The 16,697-nt window shown below is 41.6% G+C and carries 16 protein-coding genes, 2 pseudogenes and 1 riboswitch; of the genes and pseudogenes, 7 read left to right on the forward strand and 11 right to left on the reverse strand.

Annotated features, from left to right (window positions below; genetic code table 11):
- Positions 1-19 precede the first annotated feature (19 nt).
- Positions 20-736 carry a 3-ketoacyl-ACP reductase gene (locus tag RAC86_RS14700; RefSeq protein ID WP_033883938.1) on the reverse strand — a complete coding sequence of 239 codons (717 nt, stop codon included), beginning with the start codon at positions 734-736 and terminating at the stop codon, positions 20-22.
- A 150-nt stretch (positions 737-886) separates the two neighbouring features.
- On the opposite strand from RAC86_RS14700, the gene RAC86_RS14705 reads away from it, so the two are divergent.
- The 3 genes and pseudogenes from RAC86_RS14705 to RAC86_RS14715 all read left to right on the forward strand — a co-directional run bounded on the left by RAC86_RS14705 (position 887) and on the right by RAC86_RS14715 (position 2,611).
- On the forward strand, positions 887-1,192 hold the full coding sequence (locus RAC86_RS14705; protein ID WP_072566366.1) for a DUF948 domain-containing protein: 306 nt from the start codon (positions 887-889) through the stop codon (positions 1,190-1,192).
- A 69-nt stretch (positions 1,193-1,261) separates the two neighbouring features.
- A pseudogene (locus RAC86_RS14710) lies at positions 1,262-2,034 on the forward strand (hypothetical protein).
- A 43-nt stretch (positions 2,035-2,077) separates the two neighbouring features.
- Positions 2,078-2,611, forward strand: a complete 534-nt coding sequence (locus RAC86_RS14715) for a GNAT family N-acetyltransferase (protein ID WP_072183207.1) — start codon at positions 2,078-2,080, stop codon at positions 2,609-2,611.
- A 184-nt stretch (positions 2,612-2,795) separates the two neighbouring features.
- Here the strand turns inward: RAC86_RS14715 and RAC86_RS14720 are convergent, their stop codons facing one another.
- The 7 genes and pseudogenes from RAC86_RS14720 to RAC86_RS14750 form a co-directional block, all read right to left on the reverse strand.
- Positions 2,796-3,788, reverse strand: a complete 993-nt coding sequence (locus RAC86_RS14720; protein ID WP_072566368.1) for an ABC transporter permease — start codon at positions 3,786-3,788, stop codon at positions 2,796-2,798.
- The gene (locus RAC86_RS14725) at positions 3,782-4,528 is read right to left on the reverse strand and encodes an ABC transporter permease (protein WP_072566369.1); all 747 of its coding nucleotides are present in this window, start codon (positions 4,526-4,528) and stop codon (positions 3,782-3,784) included. The genes RAC86_RS14720 and RAC86_RS14725 overlap by 7 nt, the downstream gene beginning before the upstream one ends.
- A gap of 9 nt (positions 4,529-4,537) precedes the next feature.
- Positions 4,538-5,477: pseudogene (locus RAC86_RS14730) on the reverse strand (ABC transporter ATP-binding protein).
- Between the two features lie 13 nt (positions 5,478-5,490).
- The gene (locus RAC86_RS14735) at positions 5,491-6,042 is read right to left on the reverse strand and encodes a MarR family winged helix-turn-helix transcriptional regulator (protein WP_072566370.1); all 552 of its coding nucleotides are present in this window, start codon (positions 6,040-6,042) and stop codon (positions 5,491-5,493) included.
- Positions 6,043-6,458: 416 nt separating this feature from the next.
- Positions 6,459-7,703 (reverse strand): MFS transporter, encoded by a 1,245-nt coding sequence (locus RAC86_RS14740; RefSeq protein WP_072566371.1) that lies wholly within the window; start codon positions 7,701-7,703, stop codon positions 6,459-6,461.
- Positions 7,704-7,797: 94 nt separating this feature from the next.
- Positions 7,798-9,261 carry an FGGY-family carbohydrate kinase gene (locus RAC86_RS14745; RefSeq protein WP_072566372.1) on the reverse strand — a complete coding sequence of 488 codons (1,464 nt, stop codon included), beginning with the start codon at positions 9,259-9,261 and terminating at the stop codon, positions 7,798-7,800.
- Between the two features lie 17 nt (positions 9,262-9,278).
- Positions 9,279-10,304, reverse strand: a complete 1,026-nt coding sequence (locus RAC86_RS14750; RefSeq protein ID WP_072566373.1) for a 2-hydroxyacid dehydrogenase — start codon at positions 10,302-10,304, stop codon at positions 9,279-9,281.
- A gap of 93 nt (positions 10,305-10,397) precedes the next feature.
- A riboswitch (SAM riboswitch) is annotated at positions 10,398-10,489 on the reverse strand.
- A 148-nt stretch (positions 10,490-10,637) separates the two neighbouring features.
- Here RAC86_RS14750 and RAC86_RS14755 point away from each other — a divergent pair.
- Both RAC86_RS14755 and RAC86_RS14760 read left to right on the forward strand, forming a co-directional pair.
- A complete protein-coding gene (locus tag RAC86_RS14755) occupies positions 10,638-12,680 on the forward strand; it encodes a molybdopterin oxidoreductase family protein (protein WP_072566374.1) in 2,043 nt (680 codons plus the stop codon).
- A 106-nt stretch (positions 12,681-12,786) separates the two neighbouring features.
- Positions 12,787-13,080: a hypothetical protein gene (locus tag RAC86_RS14760; protein WP_014113998.1), complete on the forward strand. Its 294-nt coding sequence runs from the start codon at positions 12,787-12,789 to the stop codon at positions 13,078-13,080.
- A gap of 176 nt (positions 13,081-13,256) precedes the next feature.
- Here RAC86_RS14760 and RAC86_RS14765 read toward each other — a convergent pair whose 3' ends face one another.
- A complete protein-coding gene (locus tag RAC86_RS14765; protein WP_014113999.1) occupies positions 13,257-13,385 on the reverse strand; it encodes a hypothetical protein in 129 nt (42 codons plus the stop codon).
- A 123-nt stretch (positions 13,386-13,508) separates the two neighbouring features.
- Entirely contained in the window at positions 13,509-13,922 is a 414-nt protein-coding gene (locus RAC86_RS14770; protein WP_014114000.1) for a UPF0715 family protein, read from the reverse strand.
- A gap of 294 nt (positions 13,923-14,216) precedes the next feature.
- Between RAC86_RS14770 and RAC86_RS14775 the strand changes: the two genes are divergently transcribed.
- Together RAC86_RS14775 and RAC86_RS14780 are read left to right on the forward strand one after the other, a co-directional pair.
- Positions 14,217-14,339, forward strand: coding sequence for a hypothetical protein (locus RAC86_RS14775; protein ID WP_003220370.1), 123 nt, complete (start codon positions 14,217-14,219; stop codon positions 14,337-14,339).
- Positions 14,340-14,395: 56 nt separating this feature from the next.
- Positions 14,396-14,689 carry a YozQ family protein gene (locus RAC86_RS14780; protein ID WP_072566375.1) on the forward strand — a complete coding sequence of 98 codons (294 nt, stop codon included), beginning with the start codon at positions 14,396-14,398 and terminating at the stop codon, positions 14,687-14,689.
- A 151-nt stretch (positions 14,690-14,840) separates the two neighbouring features.
- Here RAC86_RS14780 and RAC86_RS14785 read toward each other — a convergent pair whose 3' ends face one another.
- Complete coding sequence (locus tag RAC86_RS14785; RefSeq protein WP_072566376.1) at positions 14,841-16,526, reverse strand: methyl-accepting chemotaxis protein; 1,686 nt, start codon at positions 16,524-16,526, stop codon at positions 14,841-14,843.
- Positions 16,527-16,697 lie beyond the last annotated feature (171 nt).

Genomic DNA, 16,697 nt, shown 5'->3' on the forward strand with positions numbered 1-16,697 from the left:
TAAGACAGGCTTTTCATTTTTACGGATTTGTTGACCATAATCCCGCTGTTTTGATGAAAATGCGCGGATCTAATTTCAATTGTGCCACCATGTATTCAGCAAGATCCTCTGGCTGCATAACCTTTTCAGGATTACCGTCAGTTAAGTTCAATTCAATAGACATATCACTAGCAACAGTGCTCGGCGTTAACGCGCTGACTCTGATATTATGCTTTCTCACTTCTTGCATAAGAGACTCTGTTAACCCGAGAACCGCAAACTTAGAAGCGCTGTAAGCACTAGTTGCAGCAGCTCCTCTTTGGCCCGCTGTAGACGAAATATTAATAATGTCTCCAGCTTTGCGTTCGATCATTTCCGGAAGCACCGCGCGAGTGACATGATAGACACCCATTAGGTTGACTTGTATAATATTTTCCCACTCGTCAGCTGACAGATCTAAGAATCCGCCAAATTTGCTGATGCCAGCGTTGTTAATGAGGATATCGATATCACCGAGCTGTTCTTTCACTTGAGCTACAGCTTGGTTAACCTGCTCGGCATCTTTTACATCTGCAGCGGCAAATGCTGCTTTTACACCAAGCGCTTTGACTTCTTCAGCCACTTTTTCAACATTTGCGGCAGTCCGGCCGATTAACCCGATATTCACGCCTTCTTTTGCAAGCGCAAGAGCTGTAGCGCGGCCTATTCCTCTGCCTCCGCCTGTGATAAGAGCGGTTTTATTTTGTAAGCTTTGCAATTGAAGCACCCTTTCTTTGTTTACATATGTACGATATCACATTATAAGTACAATAAATCCAATACGCAAATCAAACGAACTGTAAAAACATCATTTCTTCTGATTAAAAAAACGCAAACAGGGTAATGACATAAGAAAAGGAGTGAACATATGGTTATTGTTTATATCAGTCTCGCAGTATTGGCTATTGCTATCATTTATTTAGGGGCTAATGTGATTCAAAGCAAGAAAAAAATAGATCCCGCACTAAAGGAGCTCACCTCTGTTACGCAGGCTATGCAAAAACAAGTCGAAGGACTAAAAACAGAAGCGCAGCTGCTGACACAGAAACAAAAGAAGATTCAGCAGGATGTCCAAATGAAAAAAAACGCATTTCAGCAGACAGCTGCTGAGGTAAAAGAAGTTCCTCAAGCAGTCAAAGAGGTGTGGCAGGCAGGCCATTTAAATAGCAGATAAAAATGAATGATATCCCATTGTTACGATCAGAATGGACAATGGGATATCATTTTTTGAGGAGGCTTGCGCATGATTGTAAACCGAAGCTGCTTAGAGGAGTTCAGAGAGAAACTGCATTCTCTTCCTTCGTCGCTTACAAAGTCTGATTTACTTGCTTCTCCATTTCGTCTCCATCAAGAAAACGAACTTTGCATCTACTATACACCTCATAATGAATATATCAACCGGGCTGCCTCTATTGTGATTGCCGGAATCACGCCAGGTTTTTCCCAGATGAAAACAGCGTACAAAACAGCCGCCGAAAGCCTGCGGCAAGGCCGGTCTCTTGAGCAAATGGCAGTAGACACGAAAAAAGCAGCGGGTCTCTCCGGTTCGATGAGGCATAACCTTATCACGATGCTGGATTTTTGCGGGCTGCCGCAGGCGTTCGGCATTCAAAGCGCCGCACAGCTTTTTGGAGACTTACGGCATTTGCTTCATACAACTTCCGTTATCAAATATCCTGTCTTTATCCAGCAAAAAAACTATACAGGTTACAGGCCGGCTATCACTAGCTCACCTATCCTAAGCACCTATGCTTTTGGACACTTCCCTGCGGAACTCAATAAAGTGACGGGACCGGCTCTTCTCATTCCGCTAGGAAAAGCCGCCGAAGCAGTCTGTGAAACACTGCTCAGCCAGCACAGCCTCCGGAATTTTTTTTGCCTACGCGGATTTCCCCACCCATCAGGCGCGAACGGCCATCGTTTGAAACAATTCAGTAAAAACAAAGAGCAACTAGAAAGACAAATTCGTTCCTTTGCTTCCTCAGGTTTGAATTCACTATAGAAAAGAGGAAATAAAAGGGATATGATAAACGAAAACACAAACTTGGGGAGTGGTGGAATGTTTCCTGTATTAGAAACGGATCGGCTTACACTTAGACAAATCAAAGATCAAGATGCAGAAGCCATTTTTGCTTGTTTTTCAAACCATGAGGTGACACGCCATTACGGAATTGAAAACATGGGATCTATAGAAGAGGCCATGTCAATGGTTCAATCGTTTGCCGGCCTTTATCAAGAAAAACGCGGGATACGGTGGGGAATTGAAAGAAGAGACACCAAAGAACTAATCGGAACAATCGGATTTCATGCTTTGGCTCAAAATCATAGGCGTGCAGAGATCGGTTATGAAATCATCCCGGCGCATTGGCGAAACGGATTTGCATTAGAAGCCATTTCAAAGGTTTTATCCTACGGATTTTCTGCCCTTGGACTGACGCGTATTGGCGCAGTTGTATTTACCGAAAATGAAGCATCAAATCGCCTGCTCGTAAAAATGGGATTCCAAAAAGAAGGGGTCTTAAGACAGTACATGTATCAAAATGGAGTCCCTTATGATACAAATGTGTATTCTATTTTAAAATCAAGAGAATGAACGGATGGCATTCTCTCGATCTGTATGTACATCCCTTCCCTTTAAATGTCCGATTCAGGACCTGTACCAGCTATGACATCTTGATTCTTGATCACTTCCTTCAAGATTTTCACCTCTTATGCTCATATAACTTACAAAAATAAAAAAGATGCATAGTGGTCTATGCATCTCATGTCTTTTTCCTCTATTCATAAATCCCTTTATTGGTCCTTCTTCTTGTGATAAAACCCCCAAGGAAACAAAACACAGCCGACCACATCAAAATATAGACAACCTGAGTTTTGTATTCCCACATTGAATGGCCCATTTCTACCCCGTGAATGAAAGTCATATACGCTTTTTGCGGCAGTATCGCACAAAGGGCATTCAATAATGGATGATGTGGAGCAAAAGAAATAAAACAGCCTGACAATACACACGTGATCACACTGATACCGCTCGTCATCAAACTGATGTTGCGATCCATCACAGAAGCCATAAAGATAGCGAATGCTGTTGCAAGCACTGTAAGAACACACAGTAACCCAGCAAGAATATCCAAACGGAAACCAATTTCAGCATGAAAGAGTACATGTGTAATCACGATGGCCAAGTAAGTGGGTATGTATAAACATAAAAACGTAAAGATAAACTGAACAAACAAATATTTCCCCACATGCACGGGAGACACTAAAATCCTTCTGAAGGTTTTGAGCATCCGGTCTTCTGGATATAACGCAGTCAATGCCACACCTTGCATCAATACAAGCATCACGATAAAGCCTACTATATTCGTTCCCCTTCCCCGTTCAGTCCTTAATTCGTCCTCTCCCCGGTAGCTGCCTGGCATTTTTCCAGTCTCAAAAAATTGCTGGATCATTTTTTGATCCGCTTTACTTTTCAACGTGGTCACTTTGTAATCACGTTGATTTTTTTCTACGATGGCTGCATATTTCCCTAACACCAGATCAGAAAACTTCGGCTTCTGATGTACCGTTACCACTCTAAATGCAGAATCACTCGGCATATGTTGCACGTCGTCCTGTTCTGTAACAAAAGCGATTGTTTCTTTGAAAACCGGCTTCCCGGAAAACATAATCGCAACGCCGATCATCAGAGGGATAATGATCACTGCAATGATGATAATGGCTTTTTTGGACAGGATTCGCTCCCACCTGTTTCGGAATAAACTCAGCATACATATCCCTCCGGCTTAAATACAACATGCGAAACGGCAATACAAATGATTGAAGCCAATAATAGTCCTGACATAACAGGCAGCAGCATACTGAAATCGTGATCATAAATGAGGCGATATGAACATTCTGTTACCCATTTAACCGGAGAAAGAAGCGATATGTTATTGATGGTATCTCCAAATCTGTGAATCCCGAAAAATACACCGCCAAAGAAAACAAAAGAAGCTATCGGAATTTGCATGATCCCGTTCGCCTGTTCTTCATTTTTGAACAAACAGCAGAACATTGTGCCAAAACAGCAGCCGAAAAATAAAAATACATACAATAAGAGCATGAAATACGGGAGTTCCTGTCCTCCAAAGTTCAAATGAAAAATCGTTTGGGCAATCAACACATTCACACTGTACATGATGACACTGAATATCCAAGTTGATAGTAATTTAGAAAGATAAATACTAGTGGTCGAAACCGGCGCATACACAATGCGGATGTTTGCTTTCTTCACCTTCTCCTCCATAAACGCATTAGAGGCCGTCATAGCGATCAAAGCCGCAGCGAAAATCATCATATTTACTCCGTAATAATCGTACGAACTGACACCGCCCGCTCCAAAGCTGTTTTTCGAAACAAAGCCCATGACCAGAATGAGAACGAATGGAAAAGCCGTATTGGCGATCACGAGAACCGGATTCCTTACAATATTCATATAATCAAACGTTATCAATTTTAACAAACTCATTTTGCTCTCCTAATCTCTTAAATTTCTTCCCGTCAGCTCTAAAAATACCGTTTCTAACGATGCCTCTTTTTTGTTCATGCTTAGAATGCCGCAGCCCTGGGCACCCAATTCTGCTATGATTTCACTCAGGTGATCTTGGTTCTGCCGAACGGTAACTTTTAGTTGACGGTCTGAGAAATCAACTCCTGTCACTCCTTTGACTCCTCTAATTGAGTTTTTATTTAATTGCTGAGCATGCGTCAACTGAAAAGCATATGTCATTTCTTTATTCACTTCTCTATATAGCTCTTCTTTTGTTCCATTGGCAATGATTTTTCCTTCATTCATGATGATAATGCGATCTGAAATAGCCTCGGCTTCTTCCATATAGTGTGTTGAGTAAATAATGCTCGCGCCTCTTGTTTTCAGCTCTTTTATCGATACCAAAATGTGATGCCGGGATTGCGGATCGATTCCTACTGTCGGCTCATCCATGATAATCAGTTTCGGCTGATGGGCAATGGCGCACGCAATGTTTAATCTTCTTTTCATCCCGCCAGAAAACGTCTTAGGCTTGTCATCTTTCCTGTCATAAAGCTGCACAAGCTCCAAAGCCTCTTTTACTCGGGTTTTCAGTTCTTCTCCTTTAAGCGAATAAAGGCTCGCAAAAAAAACGAACATTTTTCTCAGCGGAAATTTCCTCATAAATCGCGATATCTTGAGGCACAATCCCGATGCCTTTCTTCATTTCCTTTGACCATTTTTTCACATTATGGCCCAAAATCGTAACGTTTCCGGAACTGGCCGACAATGCCCCGGATAACATATGAATGGTTGTGCTTTTCCCTGCACCATTTGGACCTAGTAAGCCAAGTACTTCCCCCTCTCTCACTTCAAACGAAATCCCATCTACCGCCGTTTTGTTTCCGTACTGCATTTTTAAATCTTTTACTGCCGCCACGTTGTTCATACGTTTCTCCTTTTTACATTCTCCGTTTTGCGAATTCCTGCAATAAATTTGTTTTCAAATGATCCCGATTTTGTTCAATATCAAAATCAGCAGCGTTTTCTTCAAAACCATCCTGTTCTTCTCCATCGAAACTGTATAGCTTCTTCAATAAAACCCACAATATTTCCAGCTCTTCCGTAGAAAACTCTTTAAATAGATCTGCCATAAAGTACACCGATTTTTCACCGCATTCCTCCATGACACGTTTTCCTGAATCAGTAATCTTCACATTAACCGCTCGCTTGTCGCGTTTACTTGGTACAGTGGTGACATAACCTCTTTTTTCAATGCCGCTGACAAGCCTGTTGATGTTTTGTTTTGAAGTGCCTAATTTTTTTGCAATGTTGTTGAATGTCGTTTCTTCTTCCGGTAAATGCAGTATGGCAACCATCGTCATAAATTGTCTTGACGTTAAGCTTTCATAATAATCGTCCCCGCGTGATTGAATTTTGTTTAAGACGGAAAAAAGTGTAGCGTAAGACTGCTGCATTAAAAATAAATCTTTCAGTTCTTTAGAATAATCCATGATGCTCCCTCCCTAAAAGACAATATATTGTCTTTATTATCATAACATTTCTCACTCCATTGTCAATATGTTGTCTATTTTTATTTAGAAAAGTTTTACAGCTTCCTCAACAATTCATACAATAATAACATACTGAACGATACGAAAAGAGGTAATGTTGATGGCTCGTCATCGTGAATTCAATGAAGATCAAGCGTTGGAAGCCGCTATGAAGCCACTTCAAGATACGTCGTTCAGGCGAGTTAAAAAGCAAGATCAACGCTGAACAAAGGCGCAGACCTTTATTTTATTCTCATCGGGCTGACTGTGATGATGAAATCCCGCCCAGATCAGCCATTTGTACAGCATTCCGTATCGGAAATCCTTGCATTACTGAACAAATGATAAAAAGCGCCCTGAGACAGGGCGCTTTCTGATTAAGATGCATATTGAGGAGACGTTTCCTCCTGTACTGCTTTTTCCTCAGGTATATGAATGCATTTCGTCATGACTGCACTCGCAAGATAAAGGACCGCAAAGATCCAGACGACGCCTTGCGCACCGACGAGACCGATGAACAGCCAAGCGAGCGCAGGACCGACAAACGCTGATAAACCTGCAGCCAAATTCAACACAGACATGGCCGCTCCTTTGTCTTTTCCGGCCACCGTCGGCACAATCGCACCGATCGGTACATAGCCTGCCAACAAACCTCCCCAAATAAAGCCGATCACGCTGACAACCGCTACACTTCCGCCGGAGAAAACAGGTGCATAATATAATAGGACGGTGAAAATACCGCAGCCGACTCCACCAAACCAAATAACGGTATTTTTCCAGCCGAATTTATCGCCGACAATTCCAAAGATAAGGTTAAACACAATGTTCCCAAGAAAAATCGTTCCCCAAACCTGCAGCCACACATTGGTTGAAATTCCGTGCTGAGCCATGTGCATCGGTAAAAAAACTGGGAAACCATATGTACCAATGCTGTTGATGATTCTGATGATTCCGCCTGTAAGCACCCGAGGATTCGTAAAAAGAATGGTAACTCCTTTTAAAAGTTCCTCGGCTGTTTCCGATCTTTTTCTTTTCTTCTTTTCAAAACGGTCTTTATTGATAAACAATGCGAAGATGGCACCGAGACATACCCAGAATATAGAGCTCCAAAGCGTATTCAAATAGCCGAACGCTTTGATCGCATAGCTTGAGTACCAAGCACCAAACACAAACATGCCGAGACAATATGCAATCCAAAACCAGCCGACAGCAGTGCTCAGTTTGTTTTGGGGTGTTCTGTAAATGACCCATGTCAAGAAAGAATAAGCAAAAAGCGGGTAGCCTAACCCTTTTACGAAGTAAGTCACATACATCACAGGAAGGTTCAGCTGTTCAAATCCAAACACGATAAAGGCAGCTGTACCGATCACATAAAACAACAGCCCCATAAACATCGTCCGTTTTGCGCCAAATGCTTCGAGACATACACCTGAAAACCAGGAAGCTATGGCAAGCGCAATCCCGTAAATGCTAAAAATTGAAGCGGATTGCTGAACCGTAAGTCCGTTTTCGATCAGAAACGGGCTGAGCCAGCCTTGTTCAAGCCCGTCTCCCATCATAAACAAAACAACCCCTAAAAACCCCCAGGCAAGCCGCTTCGGTATTCCAATTTTATCTAACATATCTGTCTCCTCCTTAGATGCTGATATCAATTACCGTATTACCTTGTTAAAGCCGAAAATTAGTTCATTCCTTAAAACAGCAGCACATACCGACTTATATCAACACTTTGCTTTCTGACTCTGAAAAAAAACGCTGTGTTTGCTTCCATTCCTCATATAAAGCCAGTTCGACCCGACAGTCTTGCGGTTCGATCACCCGGATATTTGCTGACATCTCTTCCGTCAATTGAAAGGTTTCATTGCAAATGACTGCAGCGCCAACGACAGATGCCTGATGATATCCCTCTTGGACATAGATTTTTTTCTGAAGAAGGTCCGCGATATATTGAGTGAGTGCTTTGCTTTGGAATCCTCCTCCGCACACCCAAACAAAGTCACGTTCAAACGGAGTAACCCTTGTTAAAATGTCAAAGTTCCATTTGATCGAAAATGCGATCTCTTGCAGTGCCGCACGTACAAAATGTGCTCTCTTTAAATTTGAGGAAAGCGGGGCATCAAAAAGAAATCCGCCTCTCGTTAACGCATTCTTTTCTGCCGATAAGTAAGAACCGAGAGCCGCCACACACGCATTGTCTTCTTTAGCAAGGGCAGAAATCTCTTCCTCCATCACTTCGTACGATTCATTTGGATAAAATATCTGTTTTAATTTTTGATAATTCAGGCCGGTAATTCCCGGATTCGTTTCCACAAGCCAATGTCCTTGATCTGTATGGCAGTTCAGCCATGCTTTATGTTTTGTGTCGCCATGATCAGCAGTAATTTTGGTTATTGGCGTTGTTGTCCCTGATACGATGACAATGTCCTCAAGCGCAGCGCCAGTGCTTTTCACAGCCAGTTGTGTATCACCACCCCCTGCTATAACCTTAGCAGTTATAGAAAGGCCTAATTCGGACGCATATTCATTTGTTATCGTTCCAATCGCTGTTCCCGCTCTTACAAGAGGCGGAAGGATGGATGGTGAAAAGCCGAATATGCCGCACATCTCTTCTGACCAAGTGTTTTGCTTCACGTCAAACAGCAGGGTTTCGGTTGCCTGCGATGGTTCATATGTCAAAATTCCGCTCAGCTGATATGTCACCCAATCACTGATGCTTGTAAAACTAGCAGTCTTTTCCCATAAAAAGGGCTGACGCTGTTTTAAACCATAAAGCTTGAGCGCAGAAAAAAGTGCAGTCGGGAGGCGGCCTGTGCGGCTGTATATCTCTTCCTGATTGGGTATACTCTCCTCCCACTCACGGCCACGATTATCAATGTTCGGCAGCCCGAGAAAAGAGTCGCCGTTTTGATCGATCAGAACAATCCCCTGTCTTTGACTTGTCGATGTCAAACCAATAATGTCAATATCACCTGAACGAGAAAGCGCACGTTTTGCCAGTTTCATCACTTGCTTCCACAGCACCTGAGGAGAAAAATAACGGCTGTCCGGGTAAAGCGTCTCGGTAGCATACACGATGTCCTCCCTTTCAACCGTTTGAACGCTGCCCGATACACTTACGACCGCTACTCTCGCATTCCCTGTGCCGATATCAAAAACGAGATAGCCTTTTTGTTTTTTCATTCCTGTAACCTCCTCTCTTAAACCTCTGTTTTCAGCTCATCTTTGTTATACAGTGTCGGAATATTAAGAGTTTTTCCAACCTTCCACTTTTTGAGGGCTTCGTTCAGGATCGTCACGTGATGATCTTCTACTTCAAAGGTTGCTCCAGCGAGATGCGGTGTTGCCAGAACATTAGGCAATGAAATGTATTCGTAATCTGATTCCTCTGGAGGTTCATGATAAAAAACGTCTAAAATCGCTCCTCTGATTTTATGTTCTTTTAATACAGATAAAAGATCTTCACGGTTTACCACAACTGCTCTTGAAGTATTGACGAAAATCGCACTCTCTTTCATCAGATCAAAATACTTCCGATCAATAAGTCTCAGTGTTTTCTCAGTACGAGGCAGATGGACAGAAACGATATCACTGTCTGAAAACACCGTTTTGAGAGATACTTTTTCATACAGCGGATGATCGTCTTGTACGTATGGATCGTAATACTTTACTTTACAGTCAAACGCTGTCAGCAGTTTTGCAATCCTTTGACCAACCGCGCCGAACCCAACCATGCCGACCGTTTTTCCCGTTAATTCGTTCCCTTTAAATTTGACATAAGCCTGCAAGTAATCGCTGTCCCATTTTCCATCCTTCAGCCATTGATTAGAGGAGCTGGTATGGCGGAGAAAGGAAATCACATTACCGATAAACATTTCAGCAACCGCTTGTGCATTCCGCCCGGGTGTATAGAAAACGGGTATACCTCTTTTTGATGCTGCGGCCACATCCACATTGGATGGCATTCCTCTGCACACGCCCACAAATGAAAGTTCTGGAACAGATGCAAATACGCTGTCTGTTACTTGATCAAGCTCAGTAATCAAGCCTGTCGCATTTGTTGCTTTTAGCAGCTGAATGAGTTCATCTTCCCGATATGCCCGGCCTTGTTCCTTCCAAGATTGATAAGTAACTGAGCCAAACATGTTTTCAAGCTCTTTTCGTCCTTCTTCGTTGTACGGTGCCGTAACCAAAACCGTCATGGTGCAAAACATCCTTTTCATCATATTTTTTCATAAAAAAATCTCTTTCCGAAGATGGAAAGAGATTCATGTATAAGCGTGCCCTGTTTACAGACAGACGCCGGTATAAACCTTGCTTTCCTATCTTTCAAGCTGACGCTTGCTGGAATTGGCACAATAATGTTGCCGAGGTTTCATAGGGCCAGTCCCTCCACCTCTCTGGATAGAAAATGTTGAGTATGTAATTTTCAGAATGAAGAATACGTTTATCATAAAGAAGTCTCAGATTGATGTCAATCTCTTTTTTTCAGAATTGACGTTATCATCCGAAATGTTATAATTCTTACAAAATATCTAACTAGAGAGAGGAACTGGGCCATGAAATCTTTTGCCACACAACAAAACGGCATTTTTAAATCCGTTTGCTCGCTTGACTGCCCGGATCAGTGCGGATTGTTAATACATAAAAAAGACGGAAAAATTGTGAAAGTCCAAGGTGATCCTGATCATCCTGTCACAGCCGGGAACATATGCAACAAAGTCCGAAACATGACGGAGCGCATCTATGATGAAAAGCGGCTGACTACACCGCTTAAACGGACAGGTGCGAAAGGCCAAGCGATATTCGAACCGATTTCTTGGGAAGAGGCAATCGATACCATTACCTCCCGCTGGAAACAGCTGATTGATGAAGAAGGAGCTGAAAGCATACTTCCGTACAGCTTTTACGGAAATATGGGGAAATTAACAGCTGAAGGTATGGACCGCCGCTTCTTTTACCGCATGGGTTCGAGCCAGCTCGAAAGGACGATTTGCAGCAAAGCAGGATCAGAGGGCTATAAATATACAATGGGTATAAGTGCGGGAATTGATCCTGAGGAAACCATTCATACGAAACTATTTATTTTTTGGGGAATCAACGCGGTCAGTACAAATATGCACCAAATTACTATCGCCCAAAAAGCACGAAAACAAGGTGCAAAAATTGTCGTGATTGATGTTCATAAAAACCAGACAGGACGTCTTGCAGATTGGTTTATTCCCATAAAACCCGGAACCGACAGCGCACTTGCTCTTGGCATCATGCACATCTTATTTAAAGAAAACCTTCATGATGAAGCATTTCTGTCTGAATACACGGTCGGCTATGAAGAGCTCCGTGAACACGTGAAACAGTATGATCCGGAAAAGGTATCACTGATCACCGGTGTCAGCACCGAAGATATGTATCAGCTGGCAAGAATGTACGGCGAAACCTCCCCTGCTTTTATTAGAATCGGAAACGGACTTCAACACCACGATAACGGCGGGATGATTGTACGGACGATTGCCTGTCTTCCGGCGGTTACTGGCCAATGGCTGCACACAGGGGGCGGCGCAATTAAGCATAACAGCGGAATTTTAGAATATAACACAAATGCCTTGCAGCGGCCTGACTTATTGAAGGGGCTCACACCGAGATCGTTTAATATGAATCAGCTGGGCAAAGTGCTTTTGGAAACCGATCCGCCGATTCGTTCTCTTTTTATTTACGGGACGAATCCAGCCGTTGTCGCTCCAGAAGCGAATAAAGTCAGACAGGGCTTGCTGCGGGAAGACCTGTTTACTGTGGTTCATGATTTATTTTTAACGGAAACGGCTGCATATGCGGACATTGTACTGCCTGCAACATCCGCTTTTGAAAATACTGATTTTTATACCTCCTACTGGCACCATTACATTCAGCTTCAGCAGCCAGTGATTGAGAAATATGGAGAAAGCAAGTCTAACACTGAGGTGTTCCGATTACTGGCTGAAGCAATGGGGTTCACAGACCAGGAGCTCAAAGATTCAGATGAAGAATTAATCCGCCAGGCGCTTGACCATCCAGATAACCCATATTTGGCGGAGATTGATTACGATTCACTTACTAAGCATTCATTTATGAAAGCGAAACGCGAAAAGCCGCTGTTTCCAGGCGAACTTCCGACTCCAAGCGGAAAAATAGAATTATACTCAGAGAAAATGAAACAAGCCGGTTTCCCGGCTTTACCGACACATACGCCTCTTACATGCGATAACGAATATCCGTTTATGTATGTTCCGGGGCCAAACCATAATTTCTTAAACTCAACGTTTTCCAACAATGCAAAGCACATCAAGCTTGAAAGGACGCCAAAGCTCTTTATCAACACAAAAGATGCTGAAGAACATGGAATCATTGATGGGGATCCTGTACGAATTTGGAACGGTCGGGGAGAATGCGAGCTGGCCGCTGCAGTCGGAGAACAAGTGCTGCCCGGGGTCGTAGTCAGCCAAGGATTATGGGCGGATGAAACAGGCAAAAAACAGCTTGTAAACGCGCTTACCTCAGACCGCTTGTCCGATATGGGCGGCGGCGCCACCTTTTTTTCAGGACGTGTACAGATTGAAAAAGCATGAACAAAAAAACGCCCAAATCACGTTCTGGCAGTTTTTTTGGTTGAAAATGAAACCCGGAGTATGCCAAGCCCGTATAACATAAAATCGACATAATGGAGGCATGCATATGGACGTTTTTTTAGGAATCGGTGTTGCTTTAGCTGGATATTTTATCGGTGAAGGCTTAAAGCAAATGAACCATCCAAAAGCATATGAAAAAAGTGATACCTTTCTTATAAAAGAACGAGATATTCACTTTTACATCGGACATTTTTTAGGAATAACGACAACTGAGGCAAAACAGTTAGCTGGAGACATGACAGACATTCCATACATTGAAATAAACGGAAAAAAATATGTACAGAAACATATGTTAAAAGAATGGACATTCACATTAATTGAGAAACATCAGGGTGAATAAAGCAAATCTGAGGAGAGCGAGATTCATTGTCACGCTCTTCTCAGTTCAGATGTATAGTCAGCTGATCATCCTCTCAGTTCAAACATCGATTCTATTTTAAGTAAACTTGTAAAGATACATTCTGATTGCCGTAAGACCAAACGGTGTTTTCAATTTTGAGGTTCTGGCTGAATGTTTCAATCCATACCTGTTTTGAGTTTAATAAAAGACAATTGCGCTGAGTTAAGCGTCACTTCTTCAATCTGCTCGTTTTTTTGATACACAAATACAACTTTTATGGTATCTCCGTCTTTCGCCATATTCATCTTCAATGTCTCTCCTTTATGATACGTAGAATGCCACTCTTCTAAAATTTTTTAAACTTTATTTCGATATCCATGTCATTTCTCGTACAGCGCCTCCCCTTTTTTCTAAAACGCGAACCTGATTTACTTTATTTTCCCGGTAAGCTGCACACGTTTATAAAGGATTAGAGAATCCCAAAACCAGTAAATCACTGCTGATGCAATACTTAACATATAATAAATATTTGATTGGAATATCCATGATATTGAAGCAGGCTCATTGATAGCATAAAACAGGAATACAGAAATGAAAGCGAGTACAATGTAAAACGATAGATACATTAAACTGAATGTTCTTGCTGTTTTCTGCAAGATCATTTGCAGCGGAAAAGCAAAAAGCCCAAACATCATAAAACCATATAATAAAGCAAGTGCTCCTGTGAATAAAGCGATCATCAGCATGTGATAGGTGACGAGAGAATAAAATCCGAAAAGCAAACCAAAAGAAAGGCTGGATAGTCCTAACGTCATAAGCTGATATGATACCATTTTGTTCATTTTTTCACCTCCTAATTGACTTTTTAATGGTGGCTGTTATGTTTACATGCAGATTCCTTCCCTAACCTGTCCTAATCTCTGCTTCTTTTTCAAACGTTTTGTACAGTGTTTCCCAGCTTTAGACAGCTTCTTCATATACGAAGTGTGCTAATAAAAGGTTTCAAAAACGACCGAAGGTAAAGCCTCTCTGGCTTAAATGGGAAAGAGTCAACGAAAAAAAGCGAATGAATACCTGCCTAACAGACAGAATAAGAAGAGTTGATATTCAACACTTTTCGTAAAGGGGTGACACCAATGAGTAAAAAAGGAATTCAAAATTCAAGTATTGAGCAAATAAGAAATGACCATGAGACTGAAACAGCTTTTAAAGTAGATGATCCTAAAAAACATGGTTCTGATCCTAAAAGAACGAAATAAGTTTCGACTTAACCCCATATGACACAGTTAAATTTCAATAATCTGGAGTGAGTAAAGTGACTCAAAAAAGTGGAGCAGACAGACCGGATGACTACAAAAGATTTTCTTCAATTGACAAGGACTATGATTTCCAGCAGACTTTAAATGAAAGTGGTAAGACAGAAAATGCAAACGCTGAAACGCAAACTCATAATAAAGAAAACATAAATGACACCACAGATGTGGCTGGAAAATATTTCGATCCCTCAGATTATAAAGGAACCACGCAATTGGAAAAAGGATTGGCTGAAACTCATGAACAAGTCAGCGATGACTATTTTGAAGGGACTATTGATCAAAATTTGGACTAGTCATTTAAAACGGAGCTAACTTTAAAGAAGTAAGTTAGTTCCGTTTTCACAGTGAAAATACCTGTCAATGCTAACATCATACCAGCTTCTGATATTGAGGAAGCTTAAAACCCCACCGAATAAGGTGGGGTTTTAACGTCATGTAACCTAATTAATATTTAAAACGATGAATGACCGTTTGAAGTTCTTCCGCCAACTTGGATAGAGATTCTGCAGCATAAGAGATTTCCTCCATTGAATGAAGCTGTTCCTGTGATGATTTTGCAACCGCTTCTGTATTTGCTGACGTTTCTTTTGTACCAGCGGCTAATGTATGAACTGTATGCTGAATTACTTCAACGCCTGATGTAAGCTGCTGTGTTGCCGCTGCCACTTCTTGTATTTGAGAAGTGACCTGTTCCACCAAATTCAGTATTTCATTGAAATTCCCTGTTGTCTCTTGAGAAAGAACAATACCTGAGCTCACATTTTCTTGAACAACCTTAATGTTATTCACCGTTTCAATTGATTCATTTTGGATGGTTGTTACCACCGATTGGATGTGATGGGCTGATTTATTCGTTTCATCGGCCAATTTCCGAACTTCTTCTGCCACCACAGCAAATCCTTTCCCTTGTTCTCCGGCTCTGGCCGCCTCGATCGCTGCATTCAGTGCCAGCAAATTTGTCTGCTCTGAAATATTTGTGATTAGCGAAGAAATATTGCTGATTTCTGCTGTGCTCGCTACCAATGCCTGCAAGCCATTGCCGGCAGAATCGACAGATTTATCAATGAACTTCATCTGATCTAACATTTTGTTGACGGATTGAGATCCTATTTCAGCCTTGTCTCTCATCGACGAAGAAAGATCCGCTATGTTACCTGTATTTGAAGCAACAGATGATATACTGTCTAATAATTCAGTAATGGATTCCGCACTCTTTTCTGTCATTGAGCTTTGCTTCACATTGCTGTCGGCAGCCATCTGCATCGCTCCGGAAATTTGTTCAGAAGTTGATTTTGATTCTTCCGCGCTTGCCGATAATTCCTCGGAAGATGCAGCGACTTGTTCAGATGAGCTGCTGATCTGCTTCACAATTTGAGTTAATGAATGGGTAAAAGAATTGAAAGATTGAGCAAGCTGACCAAATTCGTCCTTATTTTTCACAATGACTTTTTTGGTTAAATCCGCCTCGCCATGAGCAATTTCCTCCAGCTGCCTATTCATACTTCTTAATGGCACCATAATGGACTTTAACAACAATAAGCTTAAAACAATGCCTACCATTATTGATACCGCTGTGACAATGATGATGAACCATTGACTCATTTCCCCATTGCTGTGTATTTCACCTTTTAGATCCTCCACCTCTTGATCCAGGCGATCAGACAGCTTATTGACAGCTGGATCTACAACTTCTTTTCTTAACGTTCTTTCTTCTCCAAAATGAATGGTTTCTGCTTTTTTAGGATCTGAAGAATAGGCTTTTAATACTTGCTGATTTAAAGCTCTATACTGAATAATACTTGTTTTAATGTCTTCAATATTTGATTGATATTTCTCTTCATCAATCAAGTCATTGACTCGATCCAGGCTCATTAAGGCATCGTCTGCTTTTTCCTTCATTCCCTCTTCATATTCTTTGTCTCCGGTAATCAGAAAGCCTCTTTCATCATTTGATAAACCGGCCAATCGATATTGGATGTATTTCATTTCTTTTTGGAATTCCATTTTGTCTTTAAGTTCTTCATTCTTTTTCACAGTAGAAGAAATCATAAAAACGGAGGAACCTCCAATTCCAATCATTGAAAGAACTAATATTGATACAATCCCCAGCAATTTTGTTTTCACTTTCATGTGTCGTTTTCCCTTTCTGCACTATGTATGATTGAAATAGCTATTCGCTTACTCCCATGTCAATAATATCGACATGTTTTATCAAGTTTTATAGTGATGTCTTATCCAGTACATAAGCAAATTGTTTACATCTCTAGACAATGCAGAAAAACACGAAAGACATTTACTGCC

It is taken from the genome of Bacillus sp. LR_5 (assembly GCF_042709275.1).